The organism is Pseudomonas fluorescens (assembly GCF_001902145.1).
Taxonomy (GTDB): Bacteria; Pseudomonadota; Gammaproteobacteria; order Pseudomonadales; family Pseudomonadaceae; genus Aquipseudomonas; species Aquipseudomonas fluorescens_BV.
In genome coordinates this window covers 404,557-422,111 of record NZ_MRST01000025.1, presented here as the reverse complement: position 1 = coordinate 422,111, position 17,555 = coordinate 404,557, and the positions used below count along the sequence as shown (strand labels likewise).

General features: G+C 67.3%; 6 protein-coding genes. All 6 read right to left on the bottom strand.

Annotated elements, in window-relative coordinates:
* Position 1: 1 nt before the first annotated feature.
* From BUE92_RS18290 to BUE92_RS18265, 6 genes are read right to left on the bottom strand one after another with little or no spacing between them, the layout of a single operon-like run.
* On the bottom strand, positions 2 to 1,030 hold the full coding sequence (locus BUE92_RS18290) for a class I SAM-dependent methyltransferase (protein WP_073525506.1): 1,029 nt from the start codon (positions 1,028 to 1,030) through the stop codon (positions 2 to 4).
* A complete protein-coding gene (locus BUE92_RS18285) occupies positions 1,027 to 2,130 on the bottom strand; it encodes a saccharopine dehydrogenase NADP-binding domain-containing protein (RefSeq protein WP_073525505.1) in 1,104 nt (367 codons plus the stop codon). Before BUE92_RS18285 ends, BUE92_RS18290 begins: the two co-directional genes overlap by 4 nt.
* The gene (locus BUE92_RS18280) at positions 2,124 to 3,869 is read right to left on the bottom strand and encodes an ABC transporter ATP-binding protein (protein WP_073525504.1); all 1,746 of its coding nucleotides are present in this window, start codon (positions 3,867 to 3,869) and stop codon (positions 2,124 to 2,126) included. Before BUE92_RS18280 ends, BUE92_RS18285 begins: the two co-directional genes overlap by 7 nt.
* Positions 3,866 to 5,605, bottom strand: coding sequence for an ABC transporter ATP-binding protein (locus BUE92_RS18275; RefSeq protein WP_073525503.1), 1,740 nt, complete (start codon positions 5,603 to 5,605; stop codon positions 3,866 to 3,868). The genes BUE92_RS18280 and BUE92_RS18275 overlap by 4 nt, the downstream gene beginning before the upstream one ends.
* Positions 5,602 to 11,055, bottom strand: coding sequence for a non-ribosomal peptide synthetase (locus BUE92_RS18270; protein WP_073525501.1), 5,454 nt, complete (start codon positions 11,053 to 11,055; stop codon positions 5,602 to 5,604). The genes BUE92_RS18275 and BUE92_RS18270 overlap by 4 nt, the downstream gene beginning before the upstream one ends.
* A 38-nt stretch (positions 11,056 to 11,093) precedes the next feature.
* The gene (locus BUE92_RS18265) at positions 11,094 to 17,504 is read right to left on the bottom strand and encodes a non-ribosomal peptide synthetase (RefSeq protein ID WP_073525498.1); all 6,411 of its coding nucleotides are present in this window, start codon (positions 17,502 to 17,504) and stop codon (positions 11,094 to 11,096) included.
* Positions 17,505 to 17,555 lie beyond the last annotated feature (51 nt).

The following is a 17,555-nucleotide window of genomic DNA, read 5'->3' as shown; positions in this document are numbered from 1 at the left end:
CTCAAACTCCTATGGCATGAAACAAGCGTTGCCCCGCGGCGGCGAGCGGGTCGCACGCGCTGGGCCATACCTCAAGCAACTCGAAGCCGGTGGCCCGCAAGGCCAGGTCCCAGGCATCGGCGGCCATGAAGGCTTCATCGTGGGGACGCAACGGCGCATCGGCGGCGGGCGACAGCAACAGGTGCATGAAGGTCAGCATCGCCGGGTTGTCGGCGATGGATTCGCTGAACAGCAAGGCACCGCCGTCGCGCAGGCTGCTGCGAATCTGTCCAAGGCTGTAGGGCAGGTCGCGGGCGTTGTGCAGCACGTTGCCGGCGATCACCAGGTCCTGGGTGCCGGGCAATATGCCCTGGCCGCTGAAGTTGAGATTGAGGTCGAGCAGGCCGAACTGCATGCCTGGCTCAAGGCGAAACTGGCGGTGCGCGGCGCCGGTAAACAGCGCGCTGATGTCGGTGAAGCGATAGTCCTTCTCGCACGCTTGCAGCGCCGCCAGCACTGCGTCGGTGGTGCCGCCGGCACCGCCACCCAGTTCCAGCACCCTTAGCCGCCCGTCAGCGGCGCTGATTTGCCGCGCGCGCTCGGCCAGGGTTTGATTGATTGTTGTGGTGAAGTGGTTGTGCTGGTAGGCGCTCAATACCTTTACCGGGTCGCCGCCGAGCATCAGCAAGTGGGTGAGGGTGAACTGATCACGCAGCAGGTCGGGCAGGCACTCGATGACTTGGGTGTGCAGGCGCGCCATGCTGGCGGGAAAGCCCAGCGCGCCATACAGGCGTGGCAATTCACCGAGCTGCGGGTCAGGTGGCGGCGTGCGCCAGGCCACCCGTTCGCCGGCTTCGCGCAGCAGGCCCGCACGGCCCAAGGCCACCAGCCAACGCCGTACTACCCAGGCATGCCGTGCCGCTGTGCCCAGGGCCTGGTTGACCTGTTCGGCGTTGCGCCATACCTGTAGCGGCAATGCTTGGGTGTGCGACAACACCTGGGCCATCACGCCCAGGCTCAGCTGTTCCAGCTCGTTCAACGCCGTGTTCATAGGCAACCTTCGTCGGCGGTATGCAGTTGATCGAGCGGGCTGTGCAGCAGGTTCAGGGCCTGAATCGCCGAGGTGCGCAGCAGGCGTTCAAGGCTGGCGGCGGGCGGCAGGACCTGGGCGGCTGCATGGCAGCCGGCGCGGATTTCACCTTCCACCACGCTGATGACCGTGGCCGCTGCCATGGCGGCGGTCAGCGCTGCATTGCCCGCGCCGCTGAGCACCAGGCTGCGGGTCAGGGCCTGGTCGTGGTGCATTCCATCGAGTTGCAGCAGCAGGGTGACGAAGGGCGCCTGGCCGCTGAGGTCGAGCCGGCTGGCTTCGCACAAGCGCTGCACGGCGTCGGCCCGTGGCAAACCATGGGCTTGGTCGAGGGCTTTGAGGACGTGGCCGTCGGTGATCACGTTGAACCATTGGCCGACGTCCAGGTTGAGGTCCATGGCCAGGCGTTCGCCCTCAAGGTTGAGGTACGGCAGCAGGTGAACCCGGCCGGGGAAGCAGGGCACCGACACGTCGCGTTGCCGGCGCAAGGCGCGATGACGCCGGCCGTGTTCCCAGGCTGCCAGCGGTTCGCTGCTGCCATCCACCGCGCCTTGCAAAAAGTCATCGGCGGCCACACGGGTGAAGTGATCGCGCAAACCGAAGTAGCTGGTGAGGCGGTGCACCTGGGTAAACCCTTGCTCGGCCAGCCAGCGCGGCAGCAGGCCGGTAAGCCCCGGTTGCAAGCCGGCGCCCAGCACCGCGCAACGGCCACGCCACTGGGCCGGGTCAAGTTGCACAGGGTCGGCGGCATCGACGTAATGAGCATCGGCCCGCAGCGCTGCGTGGGCGGCATGGCCTTGCAGCTGCCAGGATGGGCCCGCGCAGTTGAGCAGCACGTCGCAGCCACGGGCGAATGCAGCCATAGCTTGTGCGTCGTTGAAGTCCACCGAGGCCCACTGCAGGCGTGCTTGTGGCCATTGCTGCTGGAGCCGGTCCACACAGTATGCGCCCTTGACGGCATCGCGCCCGCCCAGGCGCAGGTCGCTCACCCCCAGGGTCAACAACGCCTGGGCACTGGCCAGGCCCACGTCGCCACTGGCGCCCAACACCCCGATCAGCATGGCTGGGCCTCGGCGTTCAAGCGCCAGCCACCGGCACGCTGGCGGTCATGCCAGAACCCGGCGTAGCGACCACCCTGGGCCAGTAATTGGGCATGGGTGCCAGACTCCACCAGGCACCCTTCATCCAGCACCAGGATTTGGTCGGCGGCCATGATGGTCGGCAGGCGATGGGCGATCACCAGCACCGTGGCGCTTTGCATCAGGCTGCCAATGGCCGCTTGCACGAAGGCTTCGTTGTGCGGGTCGAGGGCCGCCGTGGCTTCATCCAACAGCACGATGGGCGCCCGCTTGAGCAACGCGCGGGCCAGGGACACGCGCTGGCGTTCGCCGCCGGATAACGCCGCACCACCTTCCCCCACGGGGGTGTTCCAACCCTGGGGCAAGCGCGCGACGATTTCATCGACGCCGGCCAGCCGTGCCGCTTCGGCGACTTGTTCGGCGCTGGCGTCCGGGCTGCCGACGCGGATGTTGGCCTCAAGGCTGTCGTCGAACAGGTAGACGTCCTGCATCACCAGGGACAGTTGGGCCATCAGCGCTGCGTTGGACAGCTCACGCACGTCCACGCCACCTACCTTGACGCTGCCCTCGCTGGCATCGAAAAAGCGCATCAGCAGACGCGTGACGGTGGTCTTGCCGGAGCCCGAGGCGCCGACGATTGCGGTCATCGTGTGGGCCGGGGCGTTGAACGACAGGCGGTGCAATACCTTGGGCCCGCTGGGGTAAGCGAAGCTGACCTGGTCGAAGGCCAGGCTGCCAGGCGCCGTCAATGGCTGGCTTACGGCGGGCTCTGGCAACGGCGGCTCGCGCAGGATACTCACCAGTTGTTCCAGGTCGTTGCCCGCCATGCGCAACAAGCCGCTGCGCGCCGCCGCTTCGGCCAATGGCCCAACAAAACGAGCAGCCAGCGCGAGCAGGGCGACCAACTGGATGGCGTCGATTTCGCCGTGGCTGGCCAGGGCGATGCCCACGCCCACCAGCAGCGCAAACGCCAGTTGCACAGTCAAGCCACCGGCCAGCAGTTTCGGGAAGGTCTGGGACAGCATCGAGCCGCCGGCATGTTTCTGCGCCAGGTTGGCAGCCTGCAAAGGTGCGTACCCCTCCTGGGTGCGACCGAAGGCGCGCAGCACTTGCTGGTAGCGAGCAAACTCCACCACGCGGTTACCCGCCAGCGTCGCGGCGGCCTCCACCCGCGCATCGTTGCTGCCGATGGCGGCCGCCGACCAATGATGGGCAAAGTAGATCAGCGGCGCACACAGCACCGCGGTCAGGCCCAGGCGCCAGTCAAACACGAACAGGGTCAACGCCACCGTAGCCGGCACCACCACACCCGACACCACTGGGCCCAGGTAGTGAGCAAACAAGCCGGTGACCATCAGCGTGCCGCTGGTGGCGCTGCGCGACAGGCGCCCGACCTTTTCCGAGTTGAACCAGCCCAGGGGCAAGGTCACCAGGTGCTGGCCAAGACGGTCGTGCAAGGTGGTCAACACCACCAGGGCCAGGGCAAAGCCTTTCATGGCCTGCTGGTAATGGGCAATGCAGGTCAGCACCGCCATCGCCGCCAGGCCGGCGAGCCACAGGCAGGCACTGCGCAGGTCACCGGCAAACAGCGCGTGCAGGACCGGCACCAGGAACGCGACGGCTACCCCTTGCAGCACGGCACTGGTCACCAGCCAGGCGAGGTAGCGGTACAAGCGTGCGGCATGGGCCGGGCCCAATAAAGTCACGAGGCTGCGGATCACAAGGACATCTCCATGTCGGGGGCGGTGGTTTCAGCGCTGGCGCGCCACAGCCGGGCGTAGGCACCGTTGGCCTGCAGCAGTTGTTCATGGCGCCCGCTTTCGATGACGCGGCCCTGGTCGAGCACCACGATCTGGTCGACGCCGCAGATACTGGCCAGGCGGTGTGCGATCACCAGCACCGTACGGCCCCGAGCCAAGGCGGACAGGGCATCCTGGATCAACGCTTCGGACTCGGGGTCGGCGTGGGAGGTGGCTTCATCGAGGATCAGCACCGGCGTGTCGGCCAATAACGTGCGGGCGATGGACAGGCGCTGGGCCTCGCCGCCGGAAAAAATCGCGTCCTCGCCGATCACCGACTGGTAACCCCGGGGCAGGGCCTGGATGCGCGAATGAATCTGCGCCGACCGCGCTGCCGCTTCGACCTCGGCATCGCTGGCCTCGGGGCGGCCCAGGCGCAGGTTGTCGGCGACGGTACCGTGCACCAGTTGCGCGTCCTGCAACACAAACCCCACATGCTGATAGAGCTGGCGCGGGTCGATCTCGCGCACATCCACACCGCCCACGCAGACTCGCCCGGCGTTCACGTCGTGAAAACGCGGCACCAGCTTGGCCAGGGTTGACTTGCCCGCACCGGAAGCCCCCACCAGCGCTGTCACGCTGCCGGCCGGGCAGTACAGGTCGACGCCATTGAGGATCAGGTGCGCGGGGTCATAGCCGAACTGCACCTGTTCAAAGCGTATGTCGCTGCCCTGGGGGGGGCTGCACACCTTGGGCGTGGGCAGTTCGTCGACCTCCAGCAGCGCTTCGATGCGGTCGGCCGCGGCCAGGGCGGTTCGTTGCGCGGTGAGGCTTTGGTTGATCACCAGCAGTGACTGCGGAATCACCACCGCCACCAGGGTTTCGGCGAACAGCTGCAACGGGGTGACCCAGCCCTGGGCCAGCAACACGCTGCCCACCCCCAGGCTGACCAGCACAATCACTGGCACGCTCAGGGCCATCGACGAAAACGCCTCCAGGCGCAGCAGCGGCTTGACCCAACCGGCGTATTGGGTGCTGAACTGATTGACCGCCTGTTGATAGCTGCGATGGGCCTGGCCCACCTGGCCGAACGCCTTGACCACGGCAATGCCGTGGACAAACTCGACAATCGCTGCGCTGACCCGGGTCATGCTCTTGTCGAGCAACTGCATCTTGGTGCCGAAGCCGCGCATCATCAGGCTGTAGGCCACCGCATAGATCGGCAGAGTCAGCACCGCAAGCAGCGCCAGGCGCCAGTTCAACGTGGTCAGCCATACCAGCCCCGCCAGCGGCGTGACAATGGCGGCGGTGAGTTCTACCGCGTGGTGGGCGACCAGGTGGTGCAGGTCTTCAAGGTCGTCCTGCACCACCTTGCGCACCGCGCCCGAGGTGGTGTCGGTGTACCACCCCAACGGCACGCGACCGAGCTTGCGCACCATGGCTTCGCGCAAGCTCGATTGCAGGCGATGGTCGGCCAGGTGGGTCAGCCACAGCGCCACGCCGCTGGCCATCCAACCCAGGCTCAGGGCGATGACTACCAGGGCCGCCCACCGCCACAGCGTGGGGCTGTCGGCGTTGCCCGCGAGCAGCAAGCGGCCCAGTTCGGTGAGGCCGATAAAGGGCACCAGGTTGACCAGAGCGCCGATCGCGGCGAACACCACGCCGAGGCGAATCAGGCGGTTGACCGGGCGTTTGAGGGTATCCAGGGCAGTGGTCATGAGTTTTTCCCAAGCGCCTCAAGCAGGTGTGCCGTGACGGTGTGCACGTGGGGCGGTTCGATCACGCTGAAATGGTTGCCGGGCACGTCGATCAGGGTGAATTGACCCAGGCACGCGTCTTCCCAGAACGGTGCCGCCAGGTGCCCGACGCCGCCGGTAATGCCGAACGATTGCTGCTCCAGGCAGCGCAGGTAGGTCATGTTGCCGAGGAACGGCGGCGGATCGAACCGCGCCGCCCGCATGCTGTGGCGGCACACGCGAAACAGCGTCGGTACCAGCTCGGGGCCGATGGGCACGCCGGCCTGGCCAGACGCCAGGCGTGCGTACTCGGCCAGGCGCTCCTCCTGGCTGCGTGCCGACTGTTGCCGCACCGCCAGTGCCAGCGCCTCCAGGCCGGGATCGCCGCTCAGGGCGGCCATGGCGCCAGCGGGTACGCGGCGGTTGTCGCGGGCCATCAGCAGGTCGATGGCGCGGTACACGTCGTAGTCTTCGATGTGCGCGCCGAACACGGTTTTCACCGGGTCCAGGTTGAGGTTGGGCACGAAGATCGCCTCATAGGCCAGCTCTTCGTCGGTGTCGATAAACATCGGGATGCTGTCGATCAGGCTCAGGTCTACCACCTCCATGCCACGTTCCAGCAGGCGCCGGGCAACTTCGGTGGCGAGCAGGCCGCCCAGGCAGTAGCCGATCAACTGGAAGCGTTGATGGCCGTCGGCGATCAAGCGATCGGCGTAGTCCTGGGCCACGCTTTCGATCAGGCGCTTGGGTTCCAGCGCCAGGTATTGCGCGGTGTCGGCCACCGCAAAGCCAATCACCGGGCCGGCCTGTTGAGCCGCCAGTGCACGGCCCAGGTGCTGGAAATAATCCAACGTGCCCAGGGCGGCATGGAACATCACCCGTACCGGGCCGCTCTCGCCACCGCCGAAAGGCACTACCAGGGCGTTACTGTGGGGCGCGCGCTGCGCTTGGTCAGGCGCCGCAGCGGCAGGTGTGCTTTGGCCGTGGTTGAGCAGGCGCGCCAGGGCACGCACATTCGGCTCGTTGAGCATTTGTCGCAGTAGCGTGTCGTAGCTCAGGCTGTGGGCCTGGGGCAGTTGTTCGCGCAACTGGCCGGCGACGCGGGCGAGGATCAGCGAATCGGCACCTTTCTCGTAGAAGCTGTCGTCCGCGCCGATCTGCGCCAAGCCCAGGGCCTCGGCCCACACCCGGCACAGCTCGGCGGTCAGCGGGTCGCTGGGCGCGTCCTGGCTGCTTTCGGCCTGGGCATCCACGGCGGGGCGCCAGTGGGCCAGGGTCTGGCGGTCGACCTTGCCGTTGGCGGTCAGGGGCAGGCAGTCGAGCACTTGCAGGTGTGCCGGCAGCATGTAGTCCGGCAGGCGCTGCGCCAGGGCACGGCGCAGGTGCTCAACGCTCAAGCGCTGGAACCCGGCCTTCAAGCGCGCGGCGAATACCTGCATGCCCAGAGCCGCCAGCGGGTGGTCGGCGTGGGGCAGGGCGGGCAGCATTTCGCCGCCCAGTGCCTGCAACCGTGCCTGCCAGGTCTGGGCGCTGCGCAAGCCGCTGCGGCCCTGGTCGTGGTCACCGCCCGCCGGGGTCATCATGAAGCCCTGGGTCAGCAGGATGGCGGGCCACTCACCGGTCGGTTCGCTGAACACCAGCCAGCCACCGGGGCTGAGCAATTCGCTGATCTGGCCGAGGGCGTGGTCGATGTCCTTGACGCTGTTGAGCATGCCCGCGCACAGCACGATATCTACGCTGTTGCTGGCCAAGCCCTGGGGGCGAATGGCCTGGTCAATGTCCAGCACGCCGTAACGCACCCAGGGGTGGTCGGCAAAGCGTTGCTTGGCCGCCGGCAGGAAGAAGGCGGTCATGTCGGTGAACAGGTAATCCACTTCCAGGCCATCGAGCAGGCTGATCACCGGGGCGCTGGTGGCCCCGGTGCCCGCGCCGATTTCCAGGATGCGCAGCGGGCCGTCGCCCTCGTGGTGGGTGGCCAGGCGGTTGATCAGCGCGGCGATGCTGTGGTTGTTGTAGCGCGATACGGCATCCCCGCCATACAGCTGCAACGCCAGGTCTTGCTGGCCCTGGGGGAACAACAGGTCGAACGGGTTGACCTCGCCACGCAGCAGTTGTGGCAGTTGCCGCACATGGTCGAGCTGGTAGTCGAGCAGCGCCTGGCTGCATAACCCACACGCGACCGCCTGTTCCACCCGGCCCCAGGCCAGCGCCGGGGTCGGCCCGCTGTGCAGCAGGCGATAGCGGGACTGTTCGCGTTGCAACAGCCCTGCGTCACACAAGGCCGCCAACCAGCGGCGTACCAGCCAATGATGACGGGGTTGTACTTGCAGGGCCTGCAGGATGGCGGCCGTATCCGGCTCGGCCAACGCGCCACAAAATAGCTTGGCCTTGCGCATCACCTCCAGCATGGAACTCAATGCCGCGGCGTTGAGGTCGGCCTGATAGTCGCGTACCTGCTGCGCATCGAAGCTGCCGACCTGGCTGTCGGCGTAACGCTGCACCGCGCTCAGCAACGGCGCGCCCGGCAGCGGTTCGGGCTCGACGCGCGTGGCGGTGACGAAGGCCAGCAGCTCACCGTTGAGCAGGCTCACGGCACTGTCTACGCCTGGCGTGGCGAGCAACGCGGCGTCGATTTCGCCCAGCTCCACACGATGGCCACGGATCTTGACCTGGCCGTCTTCACGGCCGAGGAACTCCAGTTCACCCCCCGGCAAGTAGCGGCCCCGGTCACCGGTGCGATACAGGCGCTGGCCGTCGAGCGGGTGGGCGAAAAACCGGGCGTTGCTCAATGCTGGATCACCCAGGTAACCCTGGGCCAGGCCGACGCCGGTGATGTACAGGTCGCCCGGCACCCAGGTGGGCGCATCGCGCCATTGGCTGTCCAGCACGCGAAAACCCTGGTTGGCCAGCGGCAGGCCGTAGGGAATGCTGCGCCACGCCGGGTCAATCGCGCCGATGGGGTGAAGGTTCGACCAGATCGAGGCTTCGGTGGCGCCGCCCAAGGCCAACAGGGCCAGGCCTGGCAACAGCGCTTGCAGTTGGGGCGGCAGGTTCAATGGGATCCAGTCCCCCGACAGCAGCGCCAGGCGCAGGCTGTCCAAAGGCCGTGGCTCGGCCTGCAGGTAGTGGGCCAGCATCTGCAGCTGCGCGGGCACCGAATTCCACAGCGTCACCTGATGACGCTGCACCAGCTCGGCCCAGTGCGACGGGTCGGCGCCGCGTGCCGGGTCGGGCAGCACCAAGGTGCCGCCGACCGCGAGCGGGCCGAACAGGTCATACACCGACAGGTCGAAACTCAGTTGCGCCAGGCCCAGCACGCGGTCAGTTGCGCTGACCTCCAAGCGCCGGTTGATGTCCTGCACGGTATTGAGGGCGGCGCGATGGCTGATCATCACGCCTTTGGGCTCCCCCGTGGAGCCTGAGGTGTAGATCACGTAGGCGAGGTCGTCGGGGCTGCCGTCGGGTGCCGGAAAGTCCGGCGTGGCTGGGGCCAATTGGTCGACGGCATGCCAGGCCAGACCGTCGGGCAACGGCACTTGGGGCAGCGCATGGGAACAGCCGAGCACATACCGCACCTTGGCGCTGTGCAGCACGCGGTCGCGGCGGGCGGCCGGGGCGTTGCTGTCCAGGGGCAGGTAGGCTGCGCCAGCCAGTAGCACACCGTAGGCCGCCACCACCTGGTCGCGGCCCTTGGGCATGAGAATTGCGACCGGTTCCTGGGCACGGCAACCGGCGGCGTGCAAGGCCGCGGCCACCGCCAGGGCGCGCTCCATCAAGGCGGCGTAGGTCAGGCTGCCGTGGGCATCGACCACCGCCAGCGCCTGCGGCCGTTCCCACGCCATGGCCAGCAGGGCGTCATGCAGGCGACCGGTGGGCAGTGGGGCGGCGCTGGCATTGGCAGCGAGGCGCTCACGCTGTTGCCAGGCCGGCAGCGGCACGTGCATCGGGTGGTCCCAGGCAGCCGGGTCAAGGGCTAACAATCGCAGTTCGGAAACGAAGGCTTGTTGCATGTCCTCGACCAGGCCGCCAGGGAACACGCCTTGGCGCACGTCCCAGTGAATGTGCAGGCCCTGGGCGTCGTCCATCACTTGGCAGTCGAGGGTCACCTGGGGCGTCTGGGTGATGCCGTGGCCGACCCGGCGCTGGCTGCTGGCCGGAGGTTCGATCCCCAGGCCAATGGCACTGGTGAACACCACCGGCATGGCGGCTGCTTCCCGGCCGCGACGCCGGCCGATTTCACGCATCACTTGAATGCCGGAAAACAGCCGATGCTCCAGGTCGGCGAACAATTGGTTGCCCAGTTGGCGCGCCTGGCTGGTGAAGTCCTGGCCTTGGGGATCGTTGACCTGCAACAGGCTGACCGAGGTGAAGTCCCCCACCAACTGGCCCACTTGCGGATGCAGGGGCAAGCGGTTGAGCAGGGTCAGGTTGAGGCTGAAGGCGGGTTGCTGGCTCCAGCGCTGCAAGGTGCCGGCATAGGCGCTGAGCACCACGATGGAGGGGGTGAGACCGAGGGCGCTGGCGGCTCTTTTCAGGGCGGCCCATTGCTGGGCGTCGAGTTGCGCAGAGTGGCGTTGAAAGCGCGGCACGCGGGTGTCTTCGCCGCTCAGGGGCGCCGGCAGCTGCGGTGCGGCGGGCAGTTCGTCGATGCGCGCCAGCCAGTAGTCGCGGTCTCGTTGGTGGCGGCTGCCTTCGAGCAGGCCGCGTTCGGCCAGCAGATAGTCGCGAAAACTGATGTCCAGCGTGGGCAAGCGGGCTTCTGGATCGTGCAACAACTGCTCCAGCTCATTGAACAGCAATTGCGCGCTAGCCCAGTCGGCGATCAGCGAGTCCATGGAAAAGTGCAGGGTGTCGCCACTGTCGCTGCGACTCAGGCGCAACTCGAACAGCGGCCAGGCCTCGGTCGGGTAGAGCTTCTGCTCCATGGCCTGGCGAATCTGTTGTACGCCGTGTTGGTGCTGTTGGCGGGTGGTGCCGCGCAGGTCCGTGACGGCCAGCGGGTAATGCGCGACTTCGGCCAGCACGCGTTGGGAGCCTTCGCTGGCGATCACCGCGCGCAGCATGTCATGCCGCGCGATCAGGCGGTTCCACGCTTGTTCCACCTGCTGCGGGTCGAGGCTCGGCCAGCTCAGTTCAAGGTAACCGTGGCAGGCGACATTGCCGTAGCCGAACGAAGACTGGCGCCCGAGCAGGTAGGCGTTCTGTACGTCGGTGAGCGGGAAGGGCGCGTGGCGCTGAGCCGGGTCGGCCACGACCTCGGGCCGCTCCTGGGTTTGCAGCAGGTGCAGGATCTGTTGCTTGTGCTCACGCAGTTGCGCCAGGCGCTCGGCATTGAGCAGGCCCTGGGGCGCACGGAATTTGAGTTGGCCATCCTGGGGCCAGAGCTCGACGCCCAGGGATTTGAGTTCGCTTAACAGTTTGGCGGCGGGCATGGGGACAGCTCCTGGAAGAGGGGGAGTTTGCGCAGGCATCAGATGAGGCCTTCTTCAACGGTGTCGGGGGAGGGCTGGCGCTCAAGGGCGTGCGCCACTTCCAGCAGGCTGGCGGCGCCGAACAGCTGGCCCATGGGCAGTTCCAGGCCAAGGCGGCTGCGCAGCATTTCAAGAAACCGCGTGGCCAGCAGGCTGTCGCCGCCCAGGCGGAAAAAGTTGTCGTGGCGTGACACGCTGGGCACGTTGAGCAACTCCTGCCACAACTCGGCGACCCGCTGTTCAGCGGCGCTCAACGGGGCTTCGTCCGGCGCGGGGCGTGACTGGGCCGCAGCCGCCAAGGTGACGAGCAAAGCGCGACGATCCACCTTGCCGTTGCCGCTCAGGGGCAGGCGTTCCAGCACCAGGATCTGTTCCGGGCGCATATACGCGGGTAAGCAGTGTTCCAGGTGCTGGGCGAGTACTTCGGCGTGGGTGCTGGCAGTGACCGCCGCCAGCAAGCGCGTGTCCGCGACCAGTGCCACGGCCTGGTTTACACAGGAATGACGGGCCAGGGCGGCTTCGATTTCCCCCAGTTCGATACGGTGGCCACGGACCTTGACCTGGGTATCGGCGCGGCCAAGGAACTCCAGCAAACCGTCGGGTCGGTAGCGGCCCAGGTCACCGGTGCGGTACCAACCGTCGATAAAGCGCTCGGCATTCAGCTGCGGTGCATGGCGATAGCCGCGTGCGACGCCAGCGCCGCCGATCCACAACTCGCCAGTGACCCAGTCCGGGCAGTCGCGGCCAAGGGCGTCCACTACCCGGTACGCCTGGTTCGCCAGTGGCACGCCGTAGGGGATTGAACGCCAGCCCGGCAACGGCTGCTGGACTTCAAAGTGGTTGGACCAGATCGCGGCTTCGGTGGCGCCACCGAGGGCGATAAAGCGGCAGTGTGGCGCCTGTTGACGCAGGCGTTGCGGCAGGTCGAGGCCAATCCAGTCGCCCGACAGCAGGGCCACTTTCAGCGCCAGGGGCTGGCGCTCAAGCGCGTTGGCTTCCAGCAACATATCGAGCAGCGCCGGCACGCTGTTCCACAGGCTTACGCGATGCTGTTGCAGGGCCTTGAGCCAGGCGCGGGCGTCGCGGCGCTGGTCTTCTTCGATCAACACCAGGGCGCCGCCCACCGAGAGCAGGCCGAACAGGTCATACACTGACAGGTCGAAGTCCAGTGCTGACAGCGCCAGGCCCCGGTCCGATGCGTCGATGCCGTAGCAACGGTTGATCTCGGCCACGGTATTGATCGCGGCGCGGTGGGTGATTTCCACACCCTTGGGCTGGCCGGTGGAGCCGGAGGTGTAGATCACGTAGGCCAGTTCGTTGGCGCACACGGCCGGGGGGGCCAATAACGGTTCGGCGCATTGCGCCTGTGAAGGCGTGAGGTGCTTGACCCCAGGCAATTGTGGGTCGTGCTCGGCGAGGATCAGGCCAACGCCGGCCTGTTGCAGGATGCGCTGACAGCGCTGCAAGGGTTGGTCGACCCCCACCGGCAGATAGGCCGCGCCCGCTGCCAGCACGCCCAGCACACTGGCGATCTGGTGCGGGCCTTTGGCCAGGGAGACTGCCACCAGGTCACCGGCCGCCACGCCTGCGTCCATCAGGCTGCGGGCGATGCGCAGTGCGCGGTCGGCCAGTTCGCCGTAGCTCAGGCTCCCATGCTCGCCCCACAACAGCGCAGGGCGTTGCGGCGATTGGTGCGCCTGTTGGAAGAAGCCCTGATGCAGGCTCGGGTCCCCCGCAACGCTGGCGCCAGGGGCATTCAACCGTGCGCGTACCTGCGCCTGGGCCAGGGGCAGCAGGTCAGGCGGGGCGCTGTCCCAGGGGTGTTCGGCCAACCAGTCAAGGCTGTGCAGGTAGGCGTCGAACATCGCTTCGACCAGCCCTTCGGGGAACAGCCCGACCACGCGGTCCCAGTTCAGGGCGATGCCGCCGTCAGCTTCGACCACCTGATGGTCGAGCCACACCTGCGGGGTCTGAGTAAGGCCGAAGACCTGCCTGGCGAATGGCCCGTCCACCGGCGCGGCGGTGCCATCCGGTACGCCCAGGGCGCTGGTGAACACCACCGGCATGCTCACATGGTGCTCGTCATTGCTGCGTGCCAGTTGACGCAACAGGCTCACCGACCCCACGCAGCGATGTTCCAGGGCCTCGCCGAGCGTGTGCTGAGTGCGCCTGGCGCGGTCGAGCCAGCGTTCGCCGGCCACGGGCACGTAGCCGAGCAGGGTGAGGGAGGTGAAGTCGCCCATCACCTGATCGATCTGCGGATGCACAGGCCGGCGGTCGAATAGCGTGAGGTTCAGGCTCAGGTCCGGGCGCGTACTCCAGCGCCCGAGGGTTTCGGCAAAGGCGCAGAGCAGTACCGCCGAGGCGGTCAGGCTGTGCTGTTGGGCCTTGGCCAGGATCGCTTGCCAGGCCTGGGCCTTGACCTGCCCTTGCAGGCGCTCGAAGCGCGGTCGGCCCAGGCTGGCGGGGTCGGCAGCCAGGGGCAGTTGCGGGTGCGGCGGTAAGGTGGGCAGGCGTTCTTGCCAGAACTGCTGCGCGGCGTGCAGTTCGGCGGGTTCCACGCCGGCCTGAATCTGGTAGTCGCGAAAGGACAATTGCAGCGATGGCAGGGCCAGCGTCGGTTCGCGATACAACGCGTCGAGTTCGGCATAGAACCGCAGGATGCTGAGGGCGTCGAGGATCAGGTTGTCCAGGCTGATGGCCAGGCGGGTATGCCGGCCCTGGGTCACCGCCTGCACATCGAACAGCGGCCATTGGGCGGGATCGAACACGCGGTGGGCACAGTGCTCACGCAGGTCTTCGACGCAAACGTAGCGTTGGCCGATCACGAAGGTGGGTACTTGGGGAAGGATGCGTGCCTGGCCTGTTTGATCGAATACCGCGCGCAGCATTTCGTGGCGTTCGATCAGGCGCCCGAGGGCGTTTTGCAGGCGCGGCAGGTCGAGGTCTTCGACGTCGTATTCGCGGTAGAAATGGCAGCTCACCCCACCCAATACCAGGCTCGGGTCACGACCCAGCCAGTAGGCTTGCTGCACCTCGGTCATGGGGAAGGGCGCGTGACGTTGGGCCAGATCCGGGACAACGGTGCGTTGCGGTTCGGCCTGGGCCTGTTGATGCAGGTCGGCGCAAAACTGCGCCAGCACTGGCTTGGTGAATACCTGGGCGATTCGTGCGCCGCCCAGCCCTTGTTCGGCCAGCAGGCGCACCAGGCGCGTGGCGCTCAGGGAGTCGCCGCCCAAGGCGAAGAAGTTGTGCTCGCGGCACACCTGGCCACAGCCGAGCAACTGCTGCCAGGCGTGGGCGACCTGTTGTTCAATGGCGCCGCAGGGCGGCGACAGCAAGGCTTGGTGAGTGCCGCGATGGTCGGCCAGCCAGCCGTTGAGTACCTTGCGGTCCACCTTGCCATTGGTGGTCAACGGCCATTGCGCGCAGCCGAGGATCAGGCTGGGAATCATGTAGGCCGGCAGACGTTCGGCCAGGCCTGGAAACTCCAGCGCGGTAGGTTGCATCGGGCCATTCGCCAGGCGCACCACCGCCGCCAGGTGCTGGCCCGCGAGCAGCGCCACCGCCTGGTCGACGCCGGGGCAGGCCAGCAGCGCGTGTTCCACTTCACCGGCCTCGATACGGTAGCCGTGCAGCTTGAGCTGGAAGTCGCTGCGCCCCAGGAACTCGACCGTACCGTCGGGGTGGTAGCGCGCACTGTCGCCGGTGCGGTACCAGCGCAGGTCGTTGTAAACCACAAAGCGTTCGGCACTGCGCACTGGGTCGCCACGATAACCCTGGGCCACTCCGGCCCCGCCAATCCACAGTTCGCCGGCCACCCAGTCCGGGCAGTCATGACCCTGCGGGTCGACGATGCGCAGGCTGACGTTACCCAGGGGTTTGCCGTACGGCAGGCAATGCCAGTGCAACGCCTGGCCGGGCACGACTTCGAACAGCGTCGAGTGAATCGCCGCTTCCGTCGCACCGCCCAGGGCCATGAAGCGGCAACCGGGGGCTTGGGCCCACAGGCGTGGCGCCAGCTGCGGCGCGACCTTGTCACCGCCCAGTAGTACGGCACGCAAGGGCAACGGCGCGTCGCCGCAGCCGAGCAGCATGTCGAGCAGCGCCGGCACGCAATTGAGCACGGTGGCGCGGTGTTGGGTGGCCAGTTCGCGCCAGCGCAGGGCATCGCGCTGGGCGTGGGGCTCGATCAACACCACCGCCGCGCCGTAGGCCAGTGGTGCAAACAGGTCGAATACCGACAGGTCGAACTCCAGCGCCGAGAGCGCCAGGATTCGGTCATCGCGGTTGAGCTGCAAGCGCCGTTGCAGGTCCTCCAGGGTGTTGGCGGCGGCCAGGTGGCTGATCTCTACGCCCTTGGGTTCACCGGTGGAACCGGAGGTGTAGAGGATATAGGCCAGGTCGCTGACCGCACCGGCCCGTGGCGCCGCCAGTGCGCTGCCCGCCTGCGGCAGTTGGGTAAGCAGCAGGCGGGCACCAGCGCTGTCGCAGATCGCGCGGCAGCGCGCAGCGGGCTGGTCGATGCCGATAGGCAGGTAGGTGGCGCTGCACGCGAGGATGCCCAGTACGGCGATCACCTGCTCGGGGCCTTTGGGCAGTTGCAGGGCGACCACGTCACCGCGTTGCAGGCCCTGGCCCTCCAGGTACGCCGCGACGCGCAGGGCGCGCTCGGCCAACTCGCCATAGCTGAGGCTGTGCTCGCCGTACAACAGGGCGGGCAACGCGGGCGTCAGCCGGGCCTGGGTGAAAAAGCCTTCGTGCAGGCGTTGGCTCGGCAGCGTCTCGACCTGGCCCTGGGCGGCGCTGCGCTCGACCAACTGGCGCGTGGGGATCAGCGCCGGGGTCGCTTGATCCCAGGCTGCTGCGTCATGACACAAACGTTGCAACAGGCCGGCATAGGCGTCGAACAGTCCATCCAGGACGCCCTCGGCGAACAGCCCTTCACGGGCATCGAGGTTGACCAGGATGCCGCCGTCCAGCTCGGTGACTTGGGCGTCGAGCCACACTTGTGGGCCCTGGGAAATGATCCAGGCCGGCTGGCCGAAACTCTCCTGCACACCCTCGGCGAACAATTCCCCCAGGCCCAGGGCACTGGTGTACACCACGGGTGCCAGGACTTGCTCACCACGCAGGCGCGACAGCTCGCGCAACACCTCCAGCCCGGTAAATGCACTGTGGGCCGCATCGCTGTGGAAGCGTCGTTGCAGCCCTGTGGCACGGGCGGCGAAGGTGCCGGTCACACGGCCATCCCAGGCCAGCAGGATCGAGGAGGTAAAGTCACCGACCAGGCGCTCGACGTCCTCATGCAACGGCGTGCGGTTGAACAACGGCAGGTTGAGTAACAGCTCGGGCGTCTCGCACCAGGCGCCGAGGGCTTCGCAAAACACCGCCGCCAGGGCCATGGCCGGGGTAAGGGCGTGCTCGCGGGCGTGGCGTTCAAATGCCTGGCGCTGGGACGGCGCCAGCCAATGATGACGGCGACGCACTTGGCGCTCATCGCCTTGGGGCTTGATGGGCAGGCGCGGGGCGCCGGGCAGGGTGTCCAGGCGCTGCAGCCAATAGTCGCGGGCGTGTTGGTGACGTGCTCGGTGCTCGGGGCTGGCCTGTTCCTGACGCAGGTCGGCCAGGTAGCGCGGAAAGCTGTAGGCCAGCGCGGGCAGGGGCTGTTGGCGGTACAACTGCACCAGGTCGCCCAGCAGGGTGCGCAGGCTCAAGGCGTCGGCGGCGAGCATGTCCAGGTTCAGGTGCAGGCGGGTGCCGTGGGGCAAAAGCGAGAGCTGAATATCCAGCACCTGGCCGTGTTCCACCGCCAACTGGCGATGGGACAGCGCGGCGCGCAAGGCTTGCAGTTGCTGTTGCAGTTGTGTGGCATCGGCCTGGCGCAGGTCATGCACCTTCAGCCCCGGCCAGGGGCTACGGGGCAGGATCTGTTGGCGACCCTCCTCCAGAAACTGCGCACGCAACATGGGGTGGCGTGCCAGCAAGGCCTGTACGGCGGCTTCCAGGCGGAGCGGGTCAACGTCGTGGCCGTCGAATTCGTTATAGAAGTGCGCCGCCACACCGCCCAGCTGTTGCCCAGGTGCACGGCCGACCCAGTACGCGTGCTGCATGGGCGCCAGTTCAAAGGGCAGGCCGTCGTGCGCATGGCTATTGGTGGGCGCTGGCGTCACCGGCGCGGTGTCCAGCAGCGCCAGCCAGGCGCACAGGCGTGGGTCGGCCACCAGTTCGGCGAACCGTGCGGCCAGGCCGTGGCGCCGCCATTGGCCGGCGAGGCGGATCAGGGTCACCGAATCGAGCCCCCATTCGATCAGGTTGGCCTCCAGGGGGATCTGCTCGGCAGGCTGGCCCAGGGCTTCGGACAGGGAGCGGCGCAAAAGTGCTGCGGTTGAGGTGCTGGGAGTGGCCATGGCTCAACGTCTTCTCATCGCAAGGGCCCGGGCCGGCGTTGGCCCAGGCGC